Raw genomic sequence first — 24,817 nt, 5'->3', positions numbered from 1 at the left:
AAACATAAACATACCAACGACATCAAAAAACATCCAGACAAACTTTACCTAAAAGACCCACATCATAACATAGGCAGCCTTGATTGCCTTGTCGTCTGCTGTCGGCTCCACGCCGAGTATCTTGTAATAGTCTTTGAAGTCCATTGAAGGAATCACCGTCCGTTATCGATTTCGCGCCGATGCCAGCATGCGCCGATTCGCGCATGCCGGGTTGACCGATCTCAAACTTGTGACCGGGTGGCGCAGCAGAAGTTTATCGGCAGTGGGCGACGGTTCTTGCGACCGCCGGTATGTCTGCCGGCCCATGCCAGCAAGTTTGGGGCGAAGCTGCGAGTTTCAACCCAGTCTAGTCGCGAAATAGCTGATGACCGGCCTTCGAATCTGCCGCGCACTGACATACACTGCGCGGCCGTTTTTTGACCGGAACCCGAAAGACATGAATAACGCCTCTCCAGCCCGTGCCTGCGGCATCGACTTCGGCACCTCCAACTCCACCGTCGGCTGGCTGCGCCCCGGCATGGAAACGATGATCGCGCTGGAAGACGACAAGATCACCCTGCCGTCGGTGGTCTTTTTCAACATCGAGGAGCGCCGCCCGGTCTACGGTCGCCTGGCGCTGCACGAATACCTGGAAGGCTACGAAGGCCGCCTGATGCGCTCGCTCAAGAGCCTGCTCGGCTCCAAGCTGATCAAGCACGACACCAGCGTTCTCGGCACGGCAATGCCGTTCAAGGACTTGCTCGGCCTGTTTATCGGCCAGCTCAAGAGCCGCGCCGAAACTGCCGCCGGTCGGGAATTCGAACAAGTGGTGCTGGGGCGTCCGGTGTTCTTCGTCGATGACGATCCGCTGGCCGACCAGGAAGCCGAAGACACCTTGGTGGAAGTGGCACGCAAGATCGGTTTCAAGGACGTGTCGTTCCAATACGAACCGATTGCCGCAGCATTCGACTACGAGTCGACCATCGAAAAGGAAGAGCTGGTACTGATCGTCGACATCGGCGGTGGTACATCCGACTTCTCGCTGGTGCGCCTTTCGCCCGAGCGTCGCGGTGTGGAAAACCGCCACGACGACATCCTCGCCACGGGCGGCGTACACATCGGCGGGACCGACTTCGACAAACAACTGAGCCTGCAAGGCCTGATGCCGCTGTTCGGCTACGGCAGTCGCATGAAAAGCGGCGCCTACATGCCAACCAGCCACCACATGAACCTGGCGACCTGGCACACGATCAACTCGGTGTACTCGCAGAAATCCAGCCTGGCGCTGGGCAGCATGCGCTACGACATCGAAGACACCGGCGGCATCGATCGCCTGTTCAAGTTGATCGAACAACGCGCCGGCCACTGGCTGGCGATGGAAGTGGAAGAAACCAAGATCCAGCTGACCCACGCCGACAGCCGCCATGTGCCGCTGGATCGGATCGAACCCGGGTTGAGCGTGGAACTGACGCGGGCGCTGTTTGAATCGGCGATTGATGCATTGCTGGAGCGCGTGCGCGGCAGCGTCACGCAGTTGTTGAACGACGCGAATGTGTCAGTGGCTCAGGTCGATACAGTGTTCTTCACCGGCGGTTCCAGCGGCATCCCGGCCCTGCGCAACAGCGTTTCGGCGATGTTGCCGAATGCGCGGCATGTCGAAGGGAATATCTTCGGCAGCATTGGCAGCGGTCTGGCGATTGAGGCGATGAAGCGTTACGGCGCAATGGCCTGACCCAGAATCGGCGGCGCGCCCTTCGCGAGCAGGCTCGCTCCCACAGTGGATCGCATTTCAACTGAAGGAATGCGCTCAACATGTGGGAGCGAGCCTGCTCGCGAAGAGGCCAGCTCAAACACTACAAATTCTGAATCAAACCATCCCGCCCAGCTTCAACTCACTCTTCAGATACGCATAGTAAATCGGCCCTGCCACTACCCCCGGCAGGCCGAATGCGGCCTCGAACACCAGCATCGCCAGCAGCAACTCCCACGACTTCGCACTGATCTGCCCGCCAACAATGCGCGCATTGAGAAAGTATTCGAGCTTGTGGATAAAAATCAGATACCCCAACGCCGCCAACGCCACCCAGATCGACAGCGACAGGCCGACGATGGTGATCAGCGTGTTCGATATCAGGTTGCCGATCACCGGCAACAGGCCGAGCAGGAAGGTCAGGACGATCAGGGTCTTGGTCAGCGGCAGATGGATGCCGAACATCGGCATGATCACCGCCAGAAAGATCCCGGTGAAGAAGGTGTTGAGCAGGGAAATCTTGATCTGCGCGAAAACGATGTTACGAAACGCCTGCACCAGCAGGTGCAGGCGATCGAACAAAGCGGCGGCCAGCGGCTTGCGTTTGGTGACATCCGGTATGCGCTGCAGAGCAATGATTGCGCCGAGCACCATGCCGATCAACAGCGTCACGAACATGTGCGCCGCGTCCTTGCCCACCAGTTGCAGGTCAGCCAGGTGCTTGCTCGCCCATTCGCCAATCGCTACGCGAAATTCCGCCGCGCTGGCCGGCAGATAAGCGTCGATGAACGGCGGCAACTGACCGCGCGCGCGGTCGACCACTCCCATGAATTTGTCGAGGGAAGCCCCGGGATTTTCCGCTTCGTGCAGGAGGAAACTGATGGCGCCGGCGAAGATCAGCGCCAGCACACTGACCACCAGCGTGCCCAGCAGCGCCACCGCCAGCCAGCGCGCGCGCCGGCCTTCGATCAGCCGTTGCAGTTGCGGAGTGAGCATGTTGACCAGCTCGAACACCAGCAACCCCGCCAGCAGGCTGGGCAACAAGCGCAGCGGGAGCACCAGCAGCAAACCGCCGAAAATAATGATGCAACTGACCCAGAACACAACATGACGCTCAGAAAACGTTGGCATACAGCCTCAAAACGAACGGCGTAAAAGGATTGGCAGTCTGCCAGCGATCCCGCGCCGAAGCGAGCGCAGACCCCGGGTTGTCGTCGCGCCGAAAAGATCGCAGCCTGCGGCAGCTCCTACAGGGGCTCGGTCTCATGTAGGAGCTGCCGCAGGCTGCGATCTTTTGATGTTATTTTTTCTTCAGGCATTCACTCATGAACGTCTTGCGCGCATCACCGGCCAGCGCCTTGGTTTTCGCATCGGCATTACACGTTTTCATCTTTTCCTGCTGCGGGGTCAGGACCTTGGCGTCGTTGGCTGCCGGCGCTGCCTTGAGGCAGGTGCTCATGAAGGTTTTGCGCTCATCGCCTTTCAGACTCTTGGCGGTCGCATCGGCATTGCAGGTGGTCATTTTGTTCTGTTGCGCCGTGGCGGCGAAACCTTGGGAACACAGGAGCAAACCAATCATCAACAAAGGGACACGCAACATCTTCATGGAGTTTTCTCCTTGTCGCCGCTTCGATGGAGGCGGCCTCTTCGGCAGTGTAGCCAAATCTTATTACACCTTCCTGCCTTCCAGGTGGCTGCGGCGGTACTGCTCCGGCGTGCAGCCGGCCTGACGGGCAAACATGGCGATAAAAGCCGAGCCGCTGCTGTAACCCAGGTCGAAAGCGATCTCCTGCACACTGCGCGAAGTTTCCAGCGCTTCGATCGCGGCGAGATAGCGCAGGCGCTGTCGCCACTCGCCAAAACTCATCCCCAGTTCGCGAACAAACTGCCGCGCCAGCGTGCGCTCGCTGACATGCACCTGCGCCGCCCAGTACGCCAGCGGTTGATTGTTGCCAGGCTCAGCCTGCAACGCTTCGAGGATCGCCAGTAACCCGGGATGGCTCGCATAGGGCAGATAACACTCATGCACCGGTGCCTGTTGCAGTTGATCGACCAACACCTGGGCAAGACGCTGGTCGGCATCGAGTTCGGGGATCTTCACGTCGCGGGCGGCGAAGTCTTTGAGAATCGCCTTGAGGATGTCGCTGATCGCCAACGTGCAGGCGCGCGCCGGCAATTCGGCACAGACCTTGGGATCGAGACACACCGCACGATAGTTGACCGGTTGATGGCTGTAGAAACTGTGCTCGACCTGCGGCGGCACCCAGACTGCGTATTGCGGCGGCGACATGAAACGACTGCCGTCGACGTCCATGTGCAGCACGCCATGGGCCGCGTATTCCAGCGTGCCCCACGGATGACGGTGGGGCGCGGCGAATTCGTGGGCGTTGAAGTCGGCGTAGCGGAAGTACACCGCCGACGGCAGTTCGCTGAAATCCAGCAGATCGATGTGTTTACTGTTCATGCTGTCCGGTTTCAGAGGCAGGTTGTCCGGTTCGAAGTATAGGCCTGCATCCAGACAAGGGATAATCGCGCTTCATCAACGTAATGGTTTCAACGCATGCAATACGCTTTTCCTCTGCTGGCGATTTTTATCTGGGCCGGCAACACCGTGATCAACAAACTCGCGGTCGGTGCGATCTTCCCCGCCGAGATCGGTTTCTACCGCTGGCTGCTGGCGGGTCTGTTGTTCACGCCGTTCATGCTCAAACAAGTGATCGCGCACTGGCCGCAAATTCGCCCGAACCTGGGCAAGATTTTCGTCCTCGGCGTACTCGGCATGGCGGTCTATCAGAGCCTCGCCTACTTCGCCGCGACCCTGACCACCGCCACCAACATGGGCATCATCCTGTCGCTGATGCCATTGATGTCGCTGGCCATGGCGATCATCAGCCTCGGCCAGCGCCTGACAGCCGGTGCGCTGGTGGGTGCGGTGTTCTCGTTCGCCGGCGTGCTGGTGGTGGTGTCGTCCGGCAGCCTCGGCGCGCTGTTGCAACACGGGGTGAACCTGGGTGACGCGATGATGCTGATTGCCACGCTGGCCTACGCGATTTACAGCACATTGCTGAAAAAATGGCAGCTGCGCCTGCCGCCGTTGGTGTTGTTGTATTTGCAGGTACTGGTGGCGATTGTGGTGTTGTTTCCGCTGTATGCCACTTCGCCGAAAACCGGGCTGACCCTGCAGAATATTCCGCTGGTGCTGTACGCGTGTCTGCTGGCTTCGATGCTCGCGCCATTGGCGTGGATGCAGGCGGTGCAGCGCCTGGGGCCGAGCCGGACGACATTGTTCTTCAATCTGCTGCCGTTGATTACGGCGCTGATTGCGGCGGTGGTGTTGAAAGAACAACTGGCGATGTATCACCTGGTCGGCGGCTTGTTGACCTTGGGTGGGGTGATTTTGTCTGAGCGCTGGACGACGGTGCTGAGCCGCAGAGTGAGCGTTGCCTGATCCGGCCTGTGGTGAGGGGATTTATCCCCGATGGGTCGCGAAGCGGCCCCTCTCTTCATCCAATAATTGGGGCTGCTGCGCAGCCCATCGGGGATAAATCCCCTCGCCACAAAAGCACAGTCAGACCCCGGCTGCTTTAAGCCGCGCCGCATGCTCGACAAACAGCCGCACCGGATCGGCGCCCTTGCCCACCAGCCCCAGCGACTGGTTGACGATGTCGAAATGATCCAGCGGATAGTCATCGCCAATCACTGTGCCCAAGTGCGAACTGTAACGCCCGACCATGCCATCGCACTGCCCAGGTTCACGCACGAATGTCTTGGCGAACAACCGGCAACTGCGATTGGTCCCGTCAAACAGATTGCCGCCACGATCCGTCTTGCCCGGCTGCAACGTCCCCGACCACGAGTAATACCTCACGCCGTTGACCTCTTCCGGCCCATGCCCGCCCCAGGTTTCGGGCAGGCCCTGTGGATAACGCTGATTGAACAGCGCCACACCTTCAAAGGTCAGCGATTGGTGCGAGGCGTGGATATCCACCGGCAGTTTTGGCCCGTGATAGCCGGTCTCCAACAGCGCCATCAACCAGCCGACAAAGCGCAGCAGCGCTTCAAGAATGCGCCCCTTGGCGCTGTCCGCCGGGTAGTGCTTTTGCAGATAGTCGGCCAGTTCGGAACCGTGATTAGGCCCGGCGACCGACGTCACCGAAGCCACCAGATCCGGGCGTTTCGCCGCGGCATAACGCGCCGTCAGCGAGCCTTGGCTATGACCGAACAGATTAACCTTGGCCGCGCCGGTTTCGCGCAGGATCTCCTCGATCCGTGTCAGCAATTGCTCGCCACGCACCTCGGTCGAATTCAACGGCGACACCTGCACGGCAATCACCGTCGCACCACCACGGCGCAACGCTTTGATGATCCCGTACCAATATGGATAGAGAACGAGCCGGATAAACCCGAGCATTCCCGGCACCAGCACCAGTGGATAACGCGTACGCGAGGCGTGCGACATGGGCAAACATCCTTGTGGTCGGTGAATGGATGCAAGGCGTGCAAAACGCCCGCCAAGCATCCTCCCTGAACATGACAACTCGATGAGCAGCCTACTTCAGCCCCACCACCCCCGCCACAATCAGGCCTACCGACAGCAGCTTGACCAGCGTCAGGCTCTCGCCGAGCAAGGCAAAGCCGAGAAACACTGTGCCCAGCGAACCGATGGCGGTCCAGATCGGATAGGCGATACTCACCGGCAATTCACGCATGGCCAATGTCAGGAAGTAGATCCCGCCGACCGCAGCGACCACGGTGATCATCGACGGCCAGAGCCGGGTGAACCCTTCCGCGTACTTCATGCCCATGGCGAAGGTCACTTCAAACCCCGCGGCGATCAGCAGGAACAGCCAGGCCACCTAGAACGCCCGGGCGAGGTCGAGCAAACGCTGCTCGGCCTCGGCCAGCGACACCGCGAAGGTGCGTTCGGCAGACTCCTCGCCCTCGGCCGCGACTACCGTGACGTCGTTGATGCCGATAAATCCCAGCGCCGTGCGCAGCCATGGATCGGCGTGGTTCAAAGCCTCCAGCTCACCGCCGGGACCGAAGCCGAAACCGCCCCGACTGGTGACGATCAAGGCTTTCTTGCCCTGCAACAGCGGCGTGTACTGGGCAATGCCGTTGTCCAGCGTGTGGTCAAACGTCAGGCCCAGCCGCACGATCTGATCGACCCAGGCCTTGAGGCCACTGGGCACGCTGAAGTTATACATCGGCGTGGAAATCAGCAGCAGGTCGTGGTCGAACAACTCGCCGACCAGTTGATCGCTTAGCGCCAGATCGGCCTGCATCGACAATGGACGCGCCTCGGGTTCCGGGTAAAACGCCGCCGCGACGAAGGCCTCGTTGACCGCCGGAATCAGCGCCCGACCAACTTCACGCCGAGTTACCTGAGCCTGCGGATGGCGCACTTGCCAGGCACTGAGAAAACCTTCCGCCAAGCGCCGCGAATGGGAGCGATCGCCACGGGGGCTGGCATGAAGTGCAAGAATCCTGTTCATCTATAAATCCTCCGGACTAGAATCAACCTGCTTGTGGCTTGCAGCTTGAGGCGCGTCACGGCATCTCTTCAAATGAACAGAAATCAGTCTGGATGAGTTTATTTCATCCATGGAGTAACACATGTTCGCCTCGCTGCCGCTAACCGCCCTGCGCGCCTTCGAATCCGCCTCGCGCTTGCTGAGTTTCAAGGCTGCCGCTGAAGAACTGTCGGTGACACCCACAGCGATTTCCCATCAGATCCGAGCGCTGGAGGACTGGCTGGGCGTCGCGCTGTTCGAACGCCTGCCGCGACAAGTACGCCTGACCGAGGGCGGTGAACGGTTGTTCCGCAGTCTGCACGGCGCCTTGCTGGAAGTGGCGCAAAGCGTCGACACCCTGCGCCCGCAACGCAGCGGCAGCAGCCTGACGCTGTCGACCACCGCCGCGTTCGCTGCGCTGTGGCTGGTGCCGCGACTGGGGCGGTTTTATGCGAAACACCCCAACATCAACGTGCGTCTCGACACCCATTGTGAAGTGATCGATCTGCATCAGGACGCCAGTGTCGATCTGGTGCTGCGCTACAGCCTCGATGACTACCCGAATCTGTATGGCCTCTGCCTGTTCGATGAATCGTTCGGCGTGTACGGCTCGCCGGAGCAAGTGGCACTGGCTGCACGCCGCACACCGACCTTGATCAGCGTGCACTGGCACAACTCCAAGCTGTATGCCCACGGCTGGGAAGCCTGGTGCGCCAAGTCCGGCGAGAACTGGCTGAATCAACATCCGGCGATCCGCGAGTACGACGAAGAGCATTACGCCCTGCAAGCCGCGATTGCCGGGCAAGGGCTGGTACTGGCGAGCAATATTCTGGTCTCGGAGAGCGTCGCCAGCGGTTTGCTGGTGCCGTACAAGGGCGAGGTTCAGGTCGATGGGGCCGGCTACAGTGCGTTGTGTGTGCCGGGGCGCGAGCGGCATCCGCCGGTGCGCGCATTTTTTGCGTGGTTGCGCGACGAAGCGCAGCTTTCAGGGTTGGTGCCGAGGTTGCCGAAAATCCCGTAAAACTTTTTGCATCGCTCAAGACTCACAACCTGGGTAGGCGATCACGTCAGTAGAGCGTGACGCCAATCGGATTAGCCTCCAGGAGACTGAAATGAGCGACCTGCATTTATCTGATGTTCAAACCCTGCGCGAGCGCGCACGACAAAACGTGGAAAACGGCGCGGTGACCGAGGGTTACAGCGCCAACCGTGAAGAGGTGCTGCGCTTGCTCAATGAATCGCTGGCCACTGAACTGGTCTGCGTGTTGCGCTACAAGCGCCACTACTTCATGGCCAACGGCCTGAAAGCCCACGTGGCCGCTGAAGAGTTTCTCGAACACGCCACCCAGGAAGCCGAGCACGCCGACCGCCTGGCCGAGCGCATTGTGCAACTGGGCGGCGAACCGGAGTTCAACCCCGACTTGCTGTCGAAAATGTCCCACGCACAATATGTCGCGGGGAACACTTTGAAAGAGATGGTCTACGAAGACCTCGTGGCCGAGCGGATCGCCATCGACAGCTACCGCGAGATCATTCAGTACATCGGCGAGAAAGACCCGACCACCCGGCGTATCTTCGAAGATATTCTGGCGCAGGAAGAAGAGCATGCCGATGACATGGCCGACATCCTCAACGACCTCTAAACCTTAAACGCAAAAGATCGCAGCCTGCGGCAGCTCCTACACTGATCTCTGTAGGAGCTGCCGCAGGCTGCGATCTTTTGATCTGCTGTTACTTGCTTGGCTTGACGGTCACCGGCGCCTTGCCCGCCTTCATCTGCTCCAGCAGCGGCGCACACTGATTGGGTTCCCCACCACTCGGTGCCACCAGCGCCAGCAGCCCGGCCGCCGGTGCGGCAATCACACCCAGCGCTACCATCCCCGCCCCGCGCAGCAACAACGGCACGGCTTTCACGCCCGCGTCCGGCTTGATGAACTTGCCGCGCACGTACAGTGGCGAACGCAGCGAGATCAAACGCCAGCCTTTGGATTCCGGCGTCACCGTCAGGTCCAATTGCTCGGTGGCCATGTTCGCCGTGCCGTCGATGTAGATGATCGCATTCTCGGTATCGAAGACAAACAGCCGCGTGGTCGCCAAACCCGTCTTGATGTCGAAGTCCGCCGCCGCGCAATTGATCTTCACTTCCTTGTCGCCAAAGATCTTGCCGATCACATAGTTACCGACGTTAAGCCCCGCCAGCTCCATCAGCTCACGGCTGATCGCACCGTCGTTGATCAGCATCTTCAGATTGCCATTCGCACCGCCCAGCAGCTTGGCCACCGAGTTACCGCGACCAGTAATATCAGCATCACCATTAAGCTCGCCGAAACTGGTTTTCATCGGTTCGAAAGTCGGGAACAGCTCCTTGAGCTTGAATCTGCGCGCCGTCAGTTTGGCCCGGCCTTCCAGCGGTTCGGTGCGACCGTTGAGGCGGATCTGCGCGTCCAGATTGCCCCCAGCCACGCCAAAGCGCAGCGGCTCCAGGCTGAGCTCGCCGTCGTTGAGTTTCAGGTGGGTATAAAGGTCGGTGAATGGCAGCTTTTCACTGTGGACGATGCGCTTGCCAGTGAATTCGACATCGGCGTCCATTGCGCGCCAGCGGTCAGTCTTGAACTCTTCTACCGGCAGCACTTTGTCAGCCGGTTGCTTGCTCTCGCCGCCACGGGCCTTTTGTTTGTCGTTCGAATCAGCACCGATCAATGGTGCGAGGTCGGCGAACAGCAGTTGATTGGACAACAGCGCGCCGCTGAGTTTTGGCCGTGGCTGGCTGGCGACATAGGTCAGGTCACCATGGATGTCGCTGCCGCCGATCTTGCCGTTGAATTTTTCATAGGTGAATTTCGCGCCAGCCTCGTCATGCAGCTTGGCGATCAGGTGGCCATCAGTGGAGTACGGTGGCGTGTCCGGCAGGGTCACGCCGGTCAGCGGGTAGAGATTGCCAAGGCTGGCACCGGCCAGCTTCAGTCGCAGGTCGAGGGCGCCGAGGTTGCGCGGATCGGTGAGGGTGCCGGACAGTTCAATGCGGGTGTCACCGATTTTCGCTTGAGCCTGCAGCGGGAACGGTTTGCTCGCATCCTGCAAGGCCAACAGGCCGCCGATTTTGCCCTGGCCGGTCAGATTCTGGCCGTGATACTGACCTTTAACCTTCAATGCGAAGGCGTAGTCCTGCGGTGCGCCGCCCTTGTCCTGCGCAGTTTTCGCTGCTTTGTCACCGACGATTTCGCTGAACGGAATCGGTTTGCCCAGCGGATCGATCAGCACATCGAGATTGGTCTTGAGCGTCTGGTCATCGAGGGTAACGTGGCCCTTGTCGAACTTGATGGCGCCAATGTCGACAACCCAGTTCGAAGGCTCGGCGTTCGGATCTTTCGGATCAAACTTGAACGTCCAGTTGGCCCGGCCATCGGCCAGACGCTGCAACTCGGCGTTGGGCTCGGTCAGATCGATGCGTGGGATTACCACCCGTTGCGTCAACAACGCCAGCGGCGAGATACGCAGCTCAACGCGCTTGAGCGTGACCATCTGCGGTTTCTTAGACCAATCCGGATTACCCAGGCTCAAATCTTCGGCGACCACGTGCGGCCACGGCACCCAGGCGCGCCAACCGCCCTCCTCCGGCTCGCGCTGCCAGATCACTGCGAGGTTGCCGTTGATGGCAAAGGGTCGGTGCAGTTCTTCCGAGACTTTGGCGTTGAGCGGCGGTTTGATCCGGTTCCAGTCGAAGAACACGATGATCAGCACCAGTACGGCCAGTAGCAATAAGAGGATGGCGAAGGTCCAGCTGAAGATTTTTCCAGTGCGCGTCATGCACAAAGCTCCTGATCACGACCGCGCGCCGAAAACGCGGCGCACAGCTGAAACGGCGAGCCAAAGCGGCCCATATGAAATCTGTGACTGGCGAAAGGCCCGCAGGTTTAATCAAAAGGCAGATTAAGACGCAAAAAACCGCGCGCAATCTGACCAATCGGTCGAACAGCGTTACCGCCTCCGCACTTTTGCGAAGCGCGAGTGGGTCGAAAATACCCACTACGGTGCAAAAGCATCCCTCTGAAAGGCCCGTTCTAGAGCCTCCCCGCAGAACAATCAATTCTGTTGATTATTACCATTGCGTTTATGAACTTTTATATCGACTTATCGAGAGTAGCATTGCCCTCGTACCCACTTTATCGCCCTCCCAAGGAGCAACCCATCATGAAACGCCAATTACTGCTCAGCCTTACCCTGTCGATGCTTGCCAGCACTGCTTTTGCCCTGCCCGCTGCCGACCAGGCTACTCCGCAAGTAAAAGACAGCCACTCGGTGTTCAGCCAAACCCTCGCCGAAGACGGGTATGACAAAACCCCACAAGGTCAGACCCTGGCTGAAGATGGCTACGACAAAACCCCACAAGGTCAGTCGTTAGCAGAAAACGGCCGTAATCGTCTGGAAGAAAAAGGTCTGGTCGAAGACGGCTACGACAAAACTCCACAAGGTCAGGCTGTCGCCGAAAACGGTCGTAACCGCTTGGAAGAAAAAGGTCTGGTCGAAGACGGCTACGACAAAACCCCACAAGGCCAAGCTGTTGCCGAAGGTGGTGGTGACCGTGTCATCGAACGCAACAGCGCTTTGAGCTAAGCCCATGGCGGCCCTGAAAAAAAGCCCAATCCCCGGATTGGGCTTTTGACTTTTCAGCCGCTGCTATTAATAAGTCGCTATTTCCCCGCTGCATCCCCCCGCTGCCGTTCGACGCCGTTAAAGCCGATTTGCTAGAGTGCTGCGCTTGTCCTGCCGAAGAAAACACCTTGCGATGCTGCCCCGCGCCGAACAGAAACAACAGACCCGCAACGCCCTGATGGATGCTGCCCGCCACTTGATGGAAAGCGGCCGAGGATTCGGCAGCCTCAGCCTGCGCGAAGTGACGAAAACCGCCGGCATCGTGCCCACCGGTTTCTATCGGCATTTTGCCGACATGGACGAACTCGGTCTGGTGCTGGTCAGCGAAGTCGGCCAGACCTTCCGCGAAACCATCCGCCTGGTACGCCACAACGAATTCGTCATGGGCGGCATCATTGATGCGTCGGTGCGGATCTTTCTCGATGTGGTCAGCGCCAACCGTTCGCAGTTTTTATTTCTCGCTCGCGAGCAATATGGCGGCTCGCTGCCGGTGCGCCAGGCGATTGGCCGTTTGCGTGAGAACATCAGTTCCGACCTTGCAGCCGACCTGACAATGATGCCCAAGCTTCAGCATCTGGACGCGGCCGGGTTGAGCGTGGTGGCGGATCTGATCGTCAAATCGGTGTTTGCCACCCTTCCGGACATCATCGACCCGCCGGCCGAAGCCTTGCCTGAGCATTTGACCCCGCAAGCAAAGATCACCCAGCAATTGCGCTTCATCTTTATCGGGCTCAAGCATTGGCAAGGGCTCGGTAGTACCGAATAAAGATCAAAAGATCGTAGCCTTCGGCAGCGCCTACAGAGATCAAGGTAGGAGCTGCCGAAGGCTGCGATCTTTTTTGTGCGCCGCAAATTGGTGCATGAAAAATTCTTAACGCACCAAAACCTCTCAAATCCCCGCAACATTCCGAAACATCTACTACGATCCGACAGGGATTTCCTACATCTCGTCCGATTGGCAAGCCCCTTGCTCTAGCCTGAGTATTGTCCACTGCTGGAAGCTTTCCGATGCTGGTGATTCATCGCAGAATCGACCCTCAACCCGTCTGGGCCGCCGAGTTGCACCTGACCTTCGAAGCACGGAGCAAAAGCCGTTTGCGCTGTTTCAGTGCCGAGAATGAAGACGTCGGGTTGTTTTTGGAGCGCGGTCAGCCGCCGTTGTATGACGGCGAATGTTTAAAGGCTGAGGACGGCCGAATCGTCCGTGTCTTCGCCCGCTCCGAGCAACTGCTGCACGTCACTTGCGCCAACGCCTTCGAACTGACCCGCGCCGCGTATCACTTGGGCAATCGCCACGTCGCCCTGCAAGTCGGCGATGGCTGGCTACGGTTGCTCGACGATTACGTGCTCAAAGCCATGCTTGAACAGCTTGGCGCGCAGGTCGAAGCCATTGAAGCACCGTTCCAGCCGGAACACGGTGCCTACGGCGGCGGCCATCACCATTCACGTCACGGCGACGAAGACTTCAACTACGCGCCCAAACTCCATCAATTCGGCGTACGCCTGTGAATCCGGCCTGGGCGCTGCTGCGCCTGGCCAGTCCGCAATTGCCGATTGGCGGCTACAGCTATTCCCAAGGTCTGGAAATGGCCGTGGATAACGGTCGCGTGAACAACCCGGACAGCGCCCGCCGCTGGATCAGCGATCAATTGCTGCTCAACCTCGCCCGCTTCGAAGCGCCGCTGCTGCTTGCCCATTGCCAAGCCGCTGCCGAGGAAAACTGGGACGACTTGCTGCGCATCTGCGAAACCCACCGTGCCAGCCGCGAAACCCGCGAGCTGCATCTGGAGAGTCGGCAGATGGGCTATTCGTTGCAGCAACTGCTCAACGGCTTGCCTGAACTCGACGCACCAGCACGCCACTTTCTCGATCAATGCGCCGAACCGCACCTGGCACTTGGTTGGGCACTGGCGGCCCGCGCCTGGGGCATCACTCCGCAGGACGCCCTCGCCGCGTGGCTGTGGAGCTGGCTGGAAAACCAGCTCGCCGTCCTGATGAAAACCCTGCCACTGGGCCAGCAAGCCGCCCAGCGCCTGACCAGCGAACTGCTGCCGCTGCTGCAACAAGCCCAGCAGGACGCCACCCGAATCAACCCCGAACACATCGGCAGTGCCGCGTTCGGTCTGTCCCTGGCGTGCATGGCCCATGAGCGCCAGTACAGCCGCCTGTTCCGTTCCTAGGGCCTGTTATTTTGGAGAAGCATATGAACACACAACCTCTGCGCGTCGGCATCGGCGGCCCGGTCGGTTCCGGCAAAACCGCGTTGACCCTGGCCCTGTGTCTGGCGCTGCGCGAGCGCTACAACCTCGCCGTGGTGACCAACGACATCTACACCCGTGAGGACGCGGACTTTCTGGTGCGCAACGAAGCGCTGGCACCGGAACGCATCATCGGCGTGGAAACCGGTGGCTGTCCGCACACGGCAATCCGCGAAGACGCCTCGATCAACCTCGAAGCGGTGGATCAATTGAACCGGCGCTTTCCGGGGCTGGATCTGATTCTGGTGGAGTCCGGCGGTGACAACCTGTCGGCGACCTTCAGCCCGGAATTGTCCGACCTGACCATCTACGTGATCGACGTTTCTGCCGGCGACAAGCTGCCGCGCAAGGGCGGGCCGGGTATTTGCAAGTCTGACCTGCTGGTGATCAACAAGATCGACCTGGCGCCGCTGGTCGGTGCCTCGCTGGAGATGATGGACAGCGACACAAAACGCATGCGCAACGGCAAGCCGTTCGTGTTCAGCAACCAGAAAACCGGCCAGGGCCTGGAAGACATCATCGCCTTCATCGAACGACAGGGCCTGCTGACCGCAGCCTGATTCAATTATCAACAAGGAAGCTTATCCATGACACTCAAACGCATTCTTGGTGCAATCGCACTGTTGCTGACCCCGGCACTGGCCTTCGCTCACCCCGGGCATGGCGACAGCGGTTTGATCGCCGGGATCAGCCACCCGATCGGTGGCCTTGATCATTTGCTGGCGATGATTGCCGTCGGTTTGTGGGCAGCGCAGCAGCAAGGTGCGGCGCGCTGGGCGCTGCCGTGCACCTTCGTCGGCACCATGTTGATGGGCGGCATGCTGGGTTTTGAAGGGCTGGAATTGCCAGCGCTGGAAAGCGGGATTGCCGCGTCGGTGCTGGCGCTCGGCCTGGCCGTTGCGTTGGCGGTGCGTCCGCCACTGGTGATGGCGGTGGCGGCAACAGCGTTGTTTGCGTTGTTCCATGGTGTCGCGCATGGCCTGGAGTTGCCGGACATGTCCAGCCCTTGGGCGTATGCCGCAGGATTTGTGGCGGCGACCGCTGCGCTGCATGCTGCAGGTTATGCGGTGGTACGTTTCCTGCCTCAGGCTGCTGCGCCGCTGGTGCGACTGGCGGGTGCGGCTTCGGCGGTGACTGGCGCATGGCTGCTGGCCGGTTGATTTCTGTCGCCTGATACGGCCCCTTCGCGCGCAGGCTCGCGCCCACATTGGAATGCATTCTCCTGTGGGAGCCTGCTCGCGAAGGCGGACTGACAGACACAACCTCTCTCTAACCGGTCTCTCTGCTACCATGTCGCGCAATCGCCCCAGCCGTGACGACGTCCGCCCATGCCCCACGCTTCTCGCTCCAAATCCCTGCCTGAATTGACCGCCCTGTTCAGTGAGGTGCAACAGCACTTTTTGAACGTGATCGTGCCGCTATGGCAAGGCCCGGGCTGGAACGCCGACATGGCGCTGCCTTACGAGGCGCTGGACGCCACGCATCAATCATTGCCACCACAACGCTATCGGGCGATGGCCTGCGCGCGGCAGCTCTATCTGTTTTCCAGCCTGATCGACGTTGTGGATAACGCAGAAGTCCGCGCGGCGGCGCTGTTCCGCTCCCTGCAACGGCATTTCCATGATGCCGAGCATGGCGGCTGGTTCTACAGCATCGATGCGCAGGGCAAACCGCTGGATCAGCGCAAGGATCTCTACACCCACGCTTTCATCCTGTTTGCCTGCGCGCATTACTGGGAAAAGTCCCGCGAGCCGCTGGTGGAATCGACGCTGAACGCCGCGCTGGAAGTCATCGGCCGACGCTTTGCCACCGGTGATGGCCTGTACGAGGCCTGCCTGAATCGAGACTGGAACACGCTGGAAACCGGCCCGTTGCAAAATCCGTTGATGCATCTGGCCGAAGCCTTCCTCGCCACCCTTGCCGTACGCGAAGACGCGGCAACGCAACAGGCCCTCACCGAGTTATGCACAGCGATGCACAAGTGCTTCGTCGACCCGCAACATGGCGTGTTGATGGAGAAACCGTTGGGGACTGTGGATAACTGGTACGAGCCGGGGCATCAGTTCGAGTGGTATTTCCTGCTGGAATCGTCACCACTATTGCGCGGGTCGAAACTGCATACGGCGCTGGACAAGGCCTTCGCGTTTACCGAGCAGTTCGGCGTGGTACAGCCGTCCGGCGCGGTGCGGGCGATGCTTGATCTGGAGATGGACGGACGCCCGAGAGATTCGACCCAACGGATCTGGGCTCAAGCTGAATACCTGCGCGCACTAACGTTGCGCCCGGACAGCGAAGCCGTGGTGCTGCATCAGTTGCAGGCGCTGCAACAGCGTTTTCTGCATACCGGTGGCTGGTATGAGTGCCGCGATGAGCAGGGTGAGATCAGCCGCAAGGACATGCCGTCGACGACGCCGTATCACTTGGCGACTTGCTACAGCGGCCTGGCTGAATATCTTCGCTGATCTCATGGCAATTGAGATTTATCGTGGCGAGGGGATTTATCCCCGATGGGCTGCGCAGCGGCCCCGCTCTTTGCAGGGCCGCTTCGCGCCCCATCGGGGATAAATCCCCTCGCCACAAACTGTGTTCTCAGTAGAGAGCCGGGTTACCTCAGGCAATCCACTTCTTGTCACCGGTAAAGCTGATGGTCAACCAGCGCGCCGCATCCGGCGTGCCCAGCTTCGCCGAAATCCCCTCGCGCAATGCATCCAGCTGACCGACACTGCTCAGCGCATAATCCGCCGGCAACACCACATGAATCTCGATAAACCGCGCCCGCCCGTGTTTCTGCACGTAGGACACGTAATCGTCGAAACCATGCTCGGCCTTGGCCACTTCCATCACCTGCCGAACCTGTTCATCAAGGGTATCCGGCGCAATCCCGAGCACATCGCGCAACGCCGGGCGAAGAATCTTGAACGCCGGAGTCAGCATGGTCAGCGCCAGCACGATCAGGATCAGCGGATCGACAAACTTCGCCCACTCGCCATAGCCCTGGGACTTGAGCAGCAGCGCCAAGAGGAAACTGATCAACAGACCGACCGACAGCATCGCGTCCACCAGCCAACTGATGTTGTCGAACTGGATCAGGCTGGATTTGAGCTTGCGATTGCGCCGACGCACATAGAAGAAGTAGGCGAATTCAACAACGGTAAACACTGCCGCATAGATGATCACCAGACCCAACTCGATCTCGCGACCGCCGTTGATGATGCCGAACACGCCGTTGAGAAACGCGTAGATGGCGATCAACAGCAGGAAACTGCCTTCGATCAGCAGCACCATTGGCTCCAGATGCCAGAAACCGAACTGGAAGCGGTGATTGCTTTGTTTGGCGATCAGCTTGGCGGTGATCAGCATCAGGACTTTGATGAACGTTGCAATCAGCGAGAAAAAACCATCGAACAGGATGGATTGGGAACCAGATACAAAACCGGTGACGATCCCGGCGATCGCCACGGCGAACATCAGGATGGTCGATTGTTTGAGCAGCGACTGCTCACCTCGGTTACTCACTTTAACTCCTCGAAAAACCTTGAAAACCGCAGGGTGCGGTGGGGTTGTTACGAGAGGAGTTTACCTTATCGCCATGTTTTGGCCGATTTGGCCTCTTCGCCAGCAGGCTGGCTCCCACATTCGAACGCGATCTTATGTGGAAGCGAGCTTGCTCGTGAATGGGCTCACTGGGGTCTTAAGCCTTGTTACGCTCGATAGCAAAACCCGCCCAGGTCTGGCTCACCGGCATCAACTCAAGGCTGTTGATGTTGATGTGCGCTGGCGTATTCATCACCCAGAAAATCGTCTCGGCGATGTCCTGCGGCTGGATCGGCTCGGCACCGGCGTAGGTGGCGTTGTAGCGTTCCTGGTCGCCAGCGAAACGTACCAGCGAGAACTCGCTCTCGCACAGACCCGGCTCAATGTTGCTGACCCGCACACCAGTGCCCTGCAAGTCGCAGCGCAGGTTCAGCGAGAACTGTTTAACGAATGCCTTGGTCGCGCCGTACACGTGGCTGCCCGGGTACGGGTAGTTACCGGCAATGGAGCCGAGGTTGATGATGCCGGCGCCACGGCCATGGGCGATCAGGCGCGGCAACAGCAAACGGGTCGCGTACATCAGGCCTTTGACGTTGGTGTCGACCATGGTGTCCCAGTCATCCAGATCGCATTTCGGCGCAGGGTCCACACCCAGTGCCAGCCCGGCGTTGTTGATCAGGCCGCGCAACTTGGCGAACGACGGCGGCAGGTTGGCAATCGCCTCCTCCATCGCCTTGCGATCACGCACATCGAGCACCAGGCCATGCACTTCGGTCTGCTTCGACAGTTCGGCGCACAGGGCATTGAGACGTTCTTCACGACGGCCGGTCAGCACCAGTTTCCAGCCAGCCTCGGCAAAACGACGGGCACAGGCTTCACCAAAACCGGACGTCGCGCCGGTGATAAACAGGGTGTTGGACATCGTGTTCTCCTCGCTTCGGCTGCCGGAGCAGCCCTTGAATAGAAAATCAGCACGCAGCATGCCCGGCCCCGCATTTACGGGCAACTCCTCTAAGCTGTACAAAAAACAACCAACACGAGCAACGCCTTAACCAACGTGGCTTGTAGCCATGTGCACGCACGTTATCCACAACCCCTTCCACAGTTTCCGGGGGCAAGTGGAAACGCGCAAAGCCGCGCCACACAAGGCTTTGCGAGGGAAATAGAAAGTTTTTTGCTTGACCCTGAACTGGCAGATGTGCGGGACATGGCATTTTGCACGACCGAGCAGTTACCGGGGTGATTGCGCGGGGCCAGTAATTACGGCCCTTAGCGCGGTCTTTCCAGAGTTTAATCACAGACTTATCCACAGGACTGCGCATAGGGAAATGTCTGTTCCGGGGCGACCACAAAAAGGTTGACAAAGGCGCCTTACGCTATCGCCAAAACGTCTGATCAAAAAACAACCACAAGCCTGCAAGCCACGGCCTGCAAGGCCTTCAGCCAGCTACTCCCACGTTATTCACAGCCAGCTCCACAGCAAACGGGGACAAGTCAAAACTGTGGAAAAACAGCCATTTGCAGCGTCTATATGTCGCGCTTTGGCAGGTTGGGGAATTTGTTTTCCACAATTTCACAATCGACTTGATATGGAAGATGGATTCACGGTAGGAGCTGCCGAAGGCTGCGATCTTTTGATCTTGTTTTCCAAAGTCAAAAGATCGCAGCCTTCGGCAGCTCCTACAGGGTTTTTCGGTGTTTTGGAGATATAAAAAAGCCCCGGGACTCGCGTCGCCGGGGCTGTGTGTATCCGGGGATAACTCAGTGCCCGCCCAGATAGGCGTTACGCACCTCTTCATTCACCAACAACTCTTTCCCGGTGCCGGTCAAACGAATCTCGCCGTTGACCATCACATACGCACGATCCGACAGCTTCAGCGCATGGTTGGCGTTCTGCTCGACGAGAAAAATCGTCATGCCGGTTTTCGCCAGTTCACGCAGGGTGGCGAAAATCTGCTTCACCACGATCGGCGCCAAACCCAGGCTCGGCTCATCGAGCAGCAACAGCTTCGGCCGGCTCATCAACGCCCGGGCGATGGCGAGCATTTGCTGCTCGCCGCCGGACATGGTCATCGCCCGCTGGTTACGCCGCTCCTCCAGCCGCGGGAACAGCGCGAACATCCGCTGCATATCCTCTTTGGCGTACTTGTCGCCAATCGGAATGGTGCCCATCAGCAGGTTTTCCTCGACGGTCATGTCGGGGAACACCCGCCGGCCTTCCGGCGACTGGGCGATGCCGTTGGACGCGATGTAGTGCGATGACTTGTGGGTAATGTCGACGCCTTGATAAAGGATCTGCCCACTCGCCGCCCGTGGCTGGCCGAAGATCGACATCAGCAACGTCGACTTGCCGGCACCGTTGGAGCCGATCAGGCTGACGGTTTCGCCTTCGTTGATCTCCAGCGAAACACCCTTGAGGGCCTGAATCGGGCCGTAGAACACGTCCAGGTTTTTGAGTTCGAGGATCGGTTGGCTCATACCAGCTCCTCTTCGTCAGCGCCCAGGTAGGCGGCGATCACTTTCGGATCGTTACGGATGGCTTCAGGGCCCCCTTCGGCGATAACGATGCCGTGGTCCAGCACCACGATGTGGTCGGAAATGCTCATTACCATGCCCATGTCGTGTTCGATCAGCACCACGGTCAGATCATGCTCATCGCGCAGCAGCCGGATCATCGCGCTCAGCGCTTCGGTTTCCGGAGGGTTAAGGCCGGCGGCCGGTTCGTCGAGGCAGATGATCTGCGGCCGCGTGCACATGGCCCGGGCAATCTCCAGACGGCGTTGCTGGCCGTAGGAGAGTTCACCGGCCAGACGGTTGGCGCAGTCCACCAGATCGACCACTTCCAGCCAGTAGAACGCGCAATCCAGCGCGTCGCTTTCAGCCTTGCGGTAGCCCTTGGTGTTGAGGATGCCGGCGAGCATGTTGCGGTTGACCCACATGTGCTGGGCCACCAGCAGGTTTTCCAGCACGGACATTTCCTTGAACAGACGAATGTTCTGGAAAGTCCGGGCCAGACCCGCACGGTTCACCAAGTGAGTCCCGCCGAACATCTTGTAGTACAGGCGACTGAGGAAGCTTTTCGGCGAAACGAAATCGGTCGGTTTGAACGACTCGCCCAGCAACTGGATAACGTTGGTCTGCTGGCCGCGCACGTTGAGTTCGATCTTGCCGCCGGAGGCCTTGTAGAAGCCGGTCAGGCAGTTGAACACCGTGGTCTTGCCGGCACCGTTGGGGCCGATCAGGGCGAAGATCGAGTTGCGTTTGACCTTCAGGCTGACATCGCTCAACGCCTTGATGCCGCCGAAATGCATCATCAGTTTTTCAACAGAGAGTACGACTTCACTCATGGCGCAGTCCTCTCATAGTGAATGGCACCTTTGCGTGGTTTGACCCCGGTACGGCTGATGCGAATCAGCCCGCGTGGTCGCCAGATCATCATCAACACCATCAGGATGCCGAACAGCAGCACGCGATATTCAGCGAAGCCACGCAGCAGTTCCGGGGCGACGGTCAGCACGAAGGCTGCGATTACCACACCGATGGTCGAGCCCATGCCGCCGAGCACGACGATGGCGAGGATCAGCGCCGATTCGAAGAAGGTGAACGAGGTCGGGTTGACGAAGCCTTGATAAGTGGCGAAGAACACCCCGGCCAGGCCCGCAGTCGAGGCACCGATGGTGAATGCCGAGAGTTTGACCAGTACGTGGTTCAGGCCCATCGAACGGCAAGCGATCTCGTCTTCACGCAACGCTTCCCAGGCACGGCCCACGGGCATCTTCACCAGACGATGCTTGATGTACAGCACGGCCAATACCACGAGGAACAACACTGCGTAGATGAAGTAGTACTTCACGTCCGGGTTGTAGGCGATGCCGAAGAACTCGTGAAACGGCACCCCGCCATCCTTCGCTCGTTTGCCGAACTCCAGACCGAAGAACGTCGGCAGCGGCGCCGGCATGCCGTTCGGGCCGCCGGTCAGGGACAGCCAGTTGTTGAGAACCAGGCGAATGATTTCACCAAAGCCCAGGGTCACGATCGCCAGGTAGTCACCGTGCAGCCTCAGTACCGGAAAACCGAGGATGCAGCCGGCAAGACCAGCGGTGATCGCCGCCAACGGCAGCACCGTCCAGAAGCCCAGGCCGAGGTACTGATAACCGAGCGCCAGACCGTAAGCACCGATGGCGTAGAACGCCACGTAGCCTAGGTCAAGCAGACCGGCCAGACCGACCACGATGTTCAGCCCCAGGCCCAGCAGCACGTAGATCAAGCCGAGGATGACCACGCCCAGCAGGTAGGAATTGGAGACAAACGGCACCGCCACAGCAATCACAATCAACAGCGGGATGATCCAGCGCAGACTGGATTTGTGATCGCTCGGCAGCACATGCACACCGGAACCGGTGCTCTCGAATCCGTCGAGAATTTTCAGGCCCTTGGGCGTTTGCAGAAACAGGCTGAGGGCAAAGCGACCGATCATGACAATGCCGATAATCCACGCCACGCGGGTCGGCTCAAGATTGAAGCTGTAGCCTTCGAGCACGACGCCGACAATCGGGCCGAACACGATCAAGGCAATAAGGCCGGCAAGAATCGCCTCAACCAGACTTTTTTTGATATCGATGGGTTTTGGGGTGGTTGAAGACATCGCTTACACCTTCGACACAAGAGGACGGCCCAACAGGCCCTGCGGCCGGAAGACCAGAACAAGTACGAGCAGCGAGAAGCTGAACACGTCTTTGTAGTCGGAGTTGACCAGACCGGAGAACAGCGACTCGGAGATCCCGAGAATGATCCCGCCGAGCATCGCGCCGGGCAATGAACCGATCCCGCCAAGCACCGCTGCGGTGAACGCCTTGATGCCGATAATGAACCCGGCATAGAAGTCGAACGTGCCGTAGTTCATGGTGATCAGCACACCGGCCAGCGCCGCCATGGCCGCACCGATGATGAACACGTAGGAAATCACCCGGTCGGTGTTGATCCCCAGTATCGAAGCCATCTTGCGGTCTTGCTGAGTGGCGCGGCACATGCGGCCGAGCATGGTGTACTTGATCACGTAGGTCAGCAGGCCCATGCCCACAAACGCCGCGATCAGAATGAACACCTTGGTGTAGGTCAGTTGCACGAAGCCAGTGCCGATCTCGACACGCCAGGCACCGGTGAGCAACGTCGGAACCCCTTGTTGCTTCGCGCCTTGGGCAATCTGTGCATAGTTTTGCAGGATCAGCGAGATACCGATGGCGCTGATCAGCGGTGCGAGTCGGGTGGAGTTACGCAGGGGTTTGTAGGCAACACGCTCGATGACCCAGCCATACACCGCCGTGACGACGATGGTGAAGATCAGCGTGCCAAGCATCAGCAGCGGGAAGGATTCGATACCGAAGTACGCCAGCAGAGCCAGACTGATTGCCGCCAGGTAAGCGGAAATCATGTAAACCTCGCCGTGGGCGAAGTTGATCATGCCGATGATGCCGTTGACCATTGGGTCGCCGAGGGCGATCAGGCCATAGACCGACCCGAGGGTCAGGCCGTTGACCAGTTGCTGCAGGAAAATACCATCCATAACGCAATCTCACGCAGTGAGAACCTGCACACCCTGAGGTGTGCGGTTCTTCTAAGGAAAATACAGATTTACGTCGGAGTAATGTCAGAGCGCGATCCGCCCGTCCCACACCGTTCCTGTGGGAGCGAGCCTGCTCGCGAATGCGGTCGATCATTCAACACATGTGTTGGCAGTCATTCCGTCTTCGCGAGCAGGCTCGCTCCCACATTGGATTGGTGGGGCTCAGGCGATCGCGTCAGCCCTTACTTCTGTTTTTCCAGCTGGTGATATTTGCCATCCTTGTCCCACTGGTAAACCACGTAGTCGGAGACTTTCAGGTCGCCCTTGGAGTCCCAGGTCTTCTCGCCCATAACGGTCTTGACCGGGTTTTTCTTCAGCCAGGCAGCCGCTTCTTCGCCCTTGTTGGACTTGGCGCCATTGAAGGCGGCGGCCAGGGTCTGTACCGAGGCGTAGGCGTACAGGGTGTAGCCTTCAGGTTCGGTGCCGGCCTTGCGGAAGGCGTCTACCACGGTCTTGCTGTCTGGCAGCAGGCGTGGGTCGGCGCCGAAGGTCATCAGCACGCCATCGACGAATTGCGGGCCACCAGCGGTGGTCACCAGTTCGTCGGTCACAATGCCGTCGTCGGACATGAACTTGACGTCCTTCAGGCCTTGCTCACGCAGTTGGCGAACCAGCGGACCGGCTTCCGGGTGCAGACCGCCGAAGTACACGACATCGGCGCCGGCACCACGGATTTTGGTAACGATGGTGCTGAAGTCTTTTTCGCCACGGGTCAGGCCTTCGTACAGCACCGGAGTCACGCCGCGCTTGACCAGTTGGGCCTTGGTGGCATCAGCCAGACCCTGGCCGTAGGTGTCCTTGTCGTGCAGTACGACAACCTTTTTACCCTTGAGCACGTCAACGATGTAGTCGCCGGCGACGATGCCTTGCTGGTCGTCACGGCCGCACATGCGGAACATGGCGCTCAGCCCGCGCTCGGTCACTTGCGGGTTGGTGGAGCCCGGGGTGATGGCGATGATGCCGGCTTCGTCGTAGATCTCCGACGCTGGAATGGTCGAAGAGGAGCAGAAGTGACCGACCACGCCGGCGACTTTCTGGTTGGTGAGGTCCTTGGCGACCGTCACGGCCTGCTTCGGTTCGCAGGCGTCATCGCCCTTGACCAGTACGATTTTTTCCCCGTTGACGCCGCCAGCCGCGTTGACCGCATCGGCCGCCGCCTGTGCACCCTTCATGTACTGCTCGCCAAATGCCGCGTTGGCGCCCGTCATTGGACCCGCTACACCGATTTTCACATCAGCTTGAGCAAACGCAGAAACACCCAACGCAGTAGCCACTGCGAGGGCCAGAAAGCCTTTCTTGTAAAACGTCTGGGACATGAGGTGGTGCTCCAAGGTTTTTTTTTAGTTGGCACTGCGACTTCACTTCACTGAATGCTCAGAGCAAGGGCCGTGCCATCGGTTTTTTATTCTTCAAAAAGTCGCTGCTTTCTTGTTATTTCGACTGTTTCGTTCCCATTTTCATTGGGCGTGCAACCGTCTAAACCGCGGAAGGTGAAACCATTTATTTT

General features: G+C 59.2%; 25 protein-coding genes. 11 read left to right on the top strand and 14 right to left on the bottom strand.

Annotation, left to right across the window (positions count from 1 at the left end; genetic code table 11):
• The first annotated feature begins 436 nt into the window (after positions 1 to 436).
• Entirely contained in the window at positions 437 to 1,711 is a 1,275-nt protein-coding gene (locus ACIOVB_RS06475; protein WP_187678557.1) for an Hsp70 family protein, read from the top strand.
• 135 nt (positions 1,712 to 1,846) lie between these two features.
• On the opposite strand, the gene ACIOVB_RS06470 is transcribed toward ACIOVB_RS06475, so the two are convergent.
• From ACIOVB_RS06470 to ACIOVB_RS06460, 3 genes are all read right to left on the bottom strand, one after another.
• Complete coding sequence (locus tag ACIOVB_RS06470; protein ID WP_401265930.1) at positions 1,847 to 2,860, bottom strand: AI-2E family transporter; 1,014 nt, start codon at positions 2,858 to 2,860, stop codon at positions 1,847 to 1,849.
• A 169-nt stretch (positions 2,861 to 3,029) separates the two neighbouring features.
• The gene (locus ACIOVB_RS06465; protein WP_401265929.1) at positions 3,030 to 3,335 is read right to left on the bottom strand and encodes a PsiF family protein; all 306 of its coding nucleotides are present in this window, start codon (positions 3,333 to 3,335) and stop codon (positions 3,030 to 3,032) included.
• Between the two features lie 63 nt (positions 3,336 to 3,398).
• A complete protein-coding gene (locus ACIOVB_RS06460) occupies positions 3,399 to 4,193 on the bottom strand; it encodes a helix-turn-helix transcriptional regulator (RefSeq protein ID WP_187678559.1) in 795 nt (264 codons plus the stop codon).
• Positions 4,194 to 4,289: 96 nt separating this feature from the next.
• Here ACIOVB_RS06460 and ACIOVB_RS06455 point away from each other — a divergent pair, with 96 nt between their 5' ends.
• Positions 4,290 to 5,177 carry a DMT family transporter gene (locus tag ACIOVB_RS06455; RefSeq protein ID WP_187678560.1) on the top strand — a complete coding sequence of 296 codons (888 nt, stop codon included), beginning with the start codon at positions 4,290 to 4,292 and terminating at the stop codon, positions 5,175 to 5,177.
• Positions 5,178 to 5,297: 120 nt separating this feature from the next.
• Here ACIOVB_RS06455 and ACIOVB_RS06450 read toward each other — a convergent pair whose 3' ends face one another.
• From ACIOVB_RS06450 to ACIOVB_RS06440, 3 genes are all read right to left on the bottom strand, one after another.
• Positions 5,298 to 6,188 (bottom strand): triacylglycerol lipase, encoded by an 891-nt coding sequence (locus ACIOVB_RS06450; protein WP_187678561.1) that lies wholly within the window; start codon positions 6,186 to 6,188, stop codon positions 5,298 to 5,300.
• A 91-nt stretch (positions 6,189 to 6,279) separates the two neighbouring features.
• Entirely contained in the window at positions 6,280 to 6,585 is a 306-nt protein-coding gene (locus ACIOVB_RS06445) for a DMT family transporter (protein WP_401265926.1), read from the bottom strand.
• Positions 6,586 to 7,224, bottom strand: a complete 639-nt coding sequence (locus tag ACIOVB_RS06440; protein WP_401265923.1) for an FMN-dependent NADH-azoreductase — start codon at positions 7,222 to 7,224, stop codon at positions 6,586 to 6,588.
• Between the two features lie 121 nt (positions 7,225 to 7,345).
• Between ACIOVB_RS06440 and ACIOVB_RS06435 the strand changes: the two genes are divergently transcribed.
• Positions 7,346 to 8,263: a LysR substrate-binding domain-containing protein gene (locus tag ACIOVB_RS06435; protein ID WP_401265921.1), complete on the top strand. Its 918-nt coding sequence runs from the start codon at positions 7,346 to 7,348 to the stop codon at positions 8,261 to 8,263.
• A 91-nt stretch (positions 8,264 to 8,354) separates the two neighbouring features.
• Positions 8,355 to 8,885, top strand: a complete 531-nt coding sequence (locus tag ACIOVB_RS06430) for a bacterioferritin (protein ID WP_401265918.1) — start codon at positions 8,355 to 8,357, stop codon at positions 8,883 to 8,885.
• 88 nt (positions 8,886 to 8,973) lie between these two features.
• Here ACIOVB_RS06430 and ACIOVB_RS06425 read toward each other — a convergent pair whose 3' ends face one another.
• A complete protein-coding gene (locus ACIOVB_RS06425) occupies positions 8,974 to 11,049 on the bottom strand; it encodes an AsmA family protein (protein ID WP_401265915.1) in 2,076 nt (691 codons plus the stop codon).
• 384 nt (positions 11,050 to 11,433) lie between these two features.
• Between ACIOVB_RS06425 and ACIOVB_RS06420 the strand changes: the two genes are divergently transcribed.
• The 7 genes from ACIOVB_RS06420 (at position 11,434) to ACIOVB_RS06390 (ending at position 16,615) form a co-directional block, all read left to right on the top strand.
• Positions 11,434 to 11,856, top strand: a complete 423-nt coding sequence (locus ACIOVB_RS06420) for a hypothetical protein (RefSeq protein WP_401265913.1) — start codon at positions 11,434 to 11,436, stop codon at positions 11,854 to 11,856.
• A 172-nt stretch (positions 11,857 to 12,028) separates the two neighbouring features.
• Positions 12,029 to 12,661, top strand: coding sequence for a TetR family transcriptional regulator (locus tag ACIOVB_RS06415; protein WP_123530830.1), 633 nt, complete (start codon positions 12,029 to 12,031; stop codon positions 12,659 to 12,661).
• 242 nt (positions 12,662 to 12,903) lie between these two features.
• Positions 12,904 to 13,404 carry an urease accessory protein UreE gene (gene ureE, locus ACIOVB_RS06410; protein ID WP_401265910.1) on the top strand — a complete coding sequence of 167 codons (501 nt, stop codon included), beginning with the start codon at positions 12,904 to 12,906 and terminating at the stop codon, positions 13,402 to 13,404.
• Entirely contained in the window at positions 13,401 to 14,075 is a 675-nt protein-coding gene (locus ACIOVB_RS06405; RefSeq protein WP_187678570.1) for an urease accessory protein UreF, read from the top strand. The genes ureE and ACIOVB_RS06405 overlap by 4 nt, the downstream gene beginning before the upstream one ends.
• 23 nt (positions 14,076 to 14,098) lie before the next feature.
• Positions 14,099 to 14,713 (top strand): urease accessory protein UreG, encoded by a 615-nt coding sequence (ureG, locus tag ACIOVB_RS06400; RefSeq protein WP_187678571.1) that lies wholly within the window; start codon positions 14,099 to 14,101, stop codon positions 14,711 to 14,713.
• A 27-nt stretch (positions 14,714 to 14,740) separates the two neighbouring features.
• Positions 14,741 to 15,313: a HupE/UreJ family protein gene (locus ACIOVB_RS06395; protein WP_401265907.1), complete on the top strand. Its 573-nt coding sequence runs from the start codon at positions 14,741 to 14,743 to the stop codon at positions 15,311 to 15,313.
• A gap of 168 nt (positions 15,314 to 15,481) precedes the next feature.
• Entirely contained in the window at positions 15,482 to 16,615 is a 1,134-nt protein-coding gene (locus tag ACIOVB_RS06390) for an AGE family epimerase/isomerase (RefSeq protein ID WP_401265904.1), read from the top strand.
• Between the two features lie 148 nt (positions 16,616 to 16,763).
• On the opposite strand, the gene ACIOVB_RS06385 is transcribed toward ACIOVB_RS06390, so the two are convergent.
• The 7 genes from ACIOVB_RS06385 to ACIOVB_RS06355 form a co-directional block, all read right to left on the bottom strand.
• A complete protein-coding gene (locus ACIOVB_RS06385) occupies positions 16,764 to 17,669 on the bottom strand; it encodes a cation diffusion facilitator family transporter (RefSeq protein WP_401265902.1) in 906 nt (301 codons plus the stop codon).
• A 175-nt stretch (positions 17,670 to 17,844) separates the two neighbouring features.
• Positions 17,845 to 18,609, bottom strand: coding sequence for an SDR family oxidoreductase (locus tag ACIOVB_RS06380; RefSeq protein ID WP_100846416.1), 765 nt, complete (start codon positions 18,607 to 18,609; stop codon positions 17,845 to 17,847).
• An 839-nt stretch (positions 18,610 to 19,448) separates the two neighbouring features.
• Positions 19,449 to 20,165, bottom strand: a complete 717-nt coding sequence (locus ACIOVB_RS06375; RefSeq protein ID WP_187681243.1) for an ABC transporter ATP-binding protein — start codon at positions 20,163 to 20,165, stop codon at positions 19,449 to 19,451.
• Complete coding sequence (locus ACIOVB_RS06370) at positions 20,162 to 21,034, bottom strand: ABC transporter ATP-binding protein (RefSeq protein WP_401265899.1); 873 nt, start codon at positions 21,032 to 21,034, stop codon at positions 20,162 to 20,164. Before ACIOVB_RS06370 ends, ACIOVB_RS06375 begins: the two co-directional genes overlap by 4 nt.
• Positions 21,031 to 22,332, bottom strand: coding sequence for a high-affinity branched-chain amino acid ABC transporter permease LivM (gene livM / locus ACIOVB_RS06365; protein WP_401265896.1), 1,302 nt, complete (start codon positions 22,330 to 22,332; stop codon positions 21,031 to 21,033). Before livM ends, ACIOVB_RS06370 begins: the two co-directional genes overlap by 4 nt.
• Positions 22,333 to 22,335: 3 nt before the next feature.
• The gene (locus ACIOVB_RS06360; RefSeq protein ID WP_401265894.1) at positions 22,336 to 23,250 is read right to left on the bottom strand and encodes a branched-chain amino acid ABC transporter permease LivH; all 915 of its coding nucleotides are present in this window, start codon (positions 23,248 to 23,250) and stop codon (positions 22,336 to 22,338) included.
• A gap of 242 nt (positions 23,251 to 23,492) precedes the next feature.
• On the bottom strand, positions 23,493 to 24,626 hold the full coding sequence (locus ACIOVB_RS06355) for an ABC transporter substrate-binding protein (protein WP_007915892.1): 1,134 nt from the start codon (positions 24,624 to 24,626) through the stop codon (positions 23,493 to 23,495).
• Positions 24,627 to 24,817: the final 191 nt, after the last annotated feature.

Source organism: Pseudomonas sp. NPDC087639 (assembly GCF_044743385.1).
In the GTDB taxonomy this organism is placed as follows: Bacteria; Pseudomonadota; Gammaproteobacteria; order Pseudomonadales; family Pseudomonadaceae; genus Aquipseudomonas.
The sequence above is the reverse complement of the archived record's forward strand: the minus strand, read 5'-3'. Positions and strand labels throughout refer to the sequence as shown.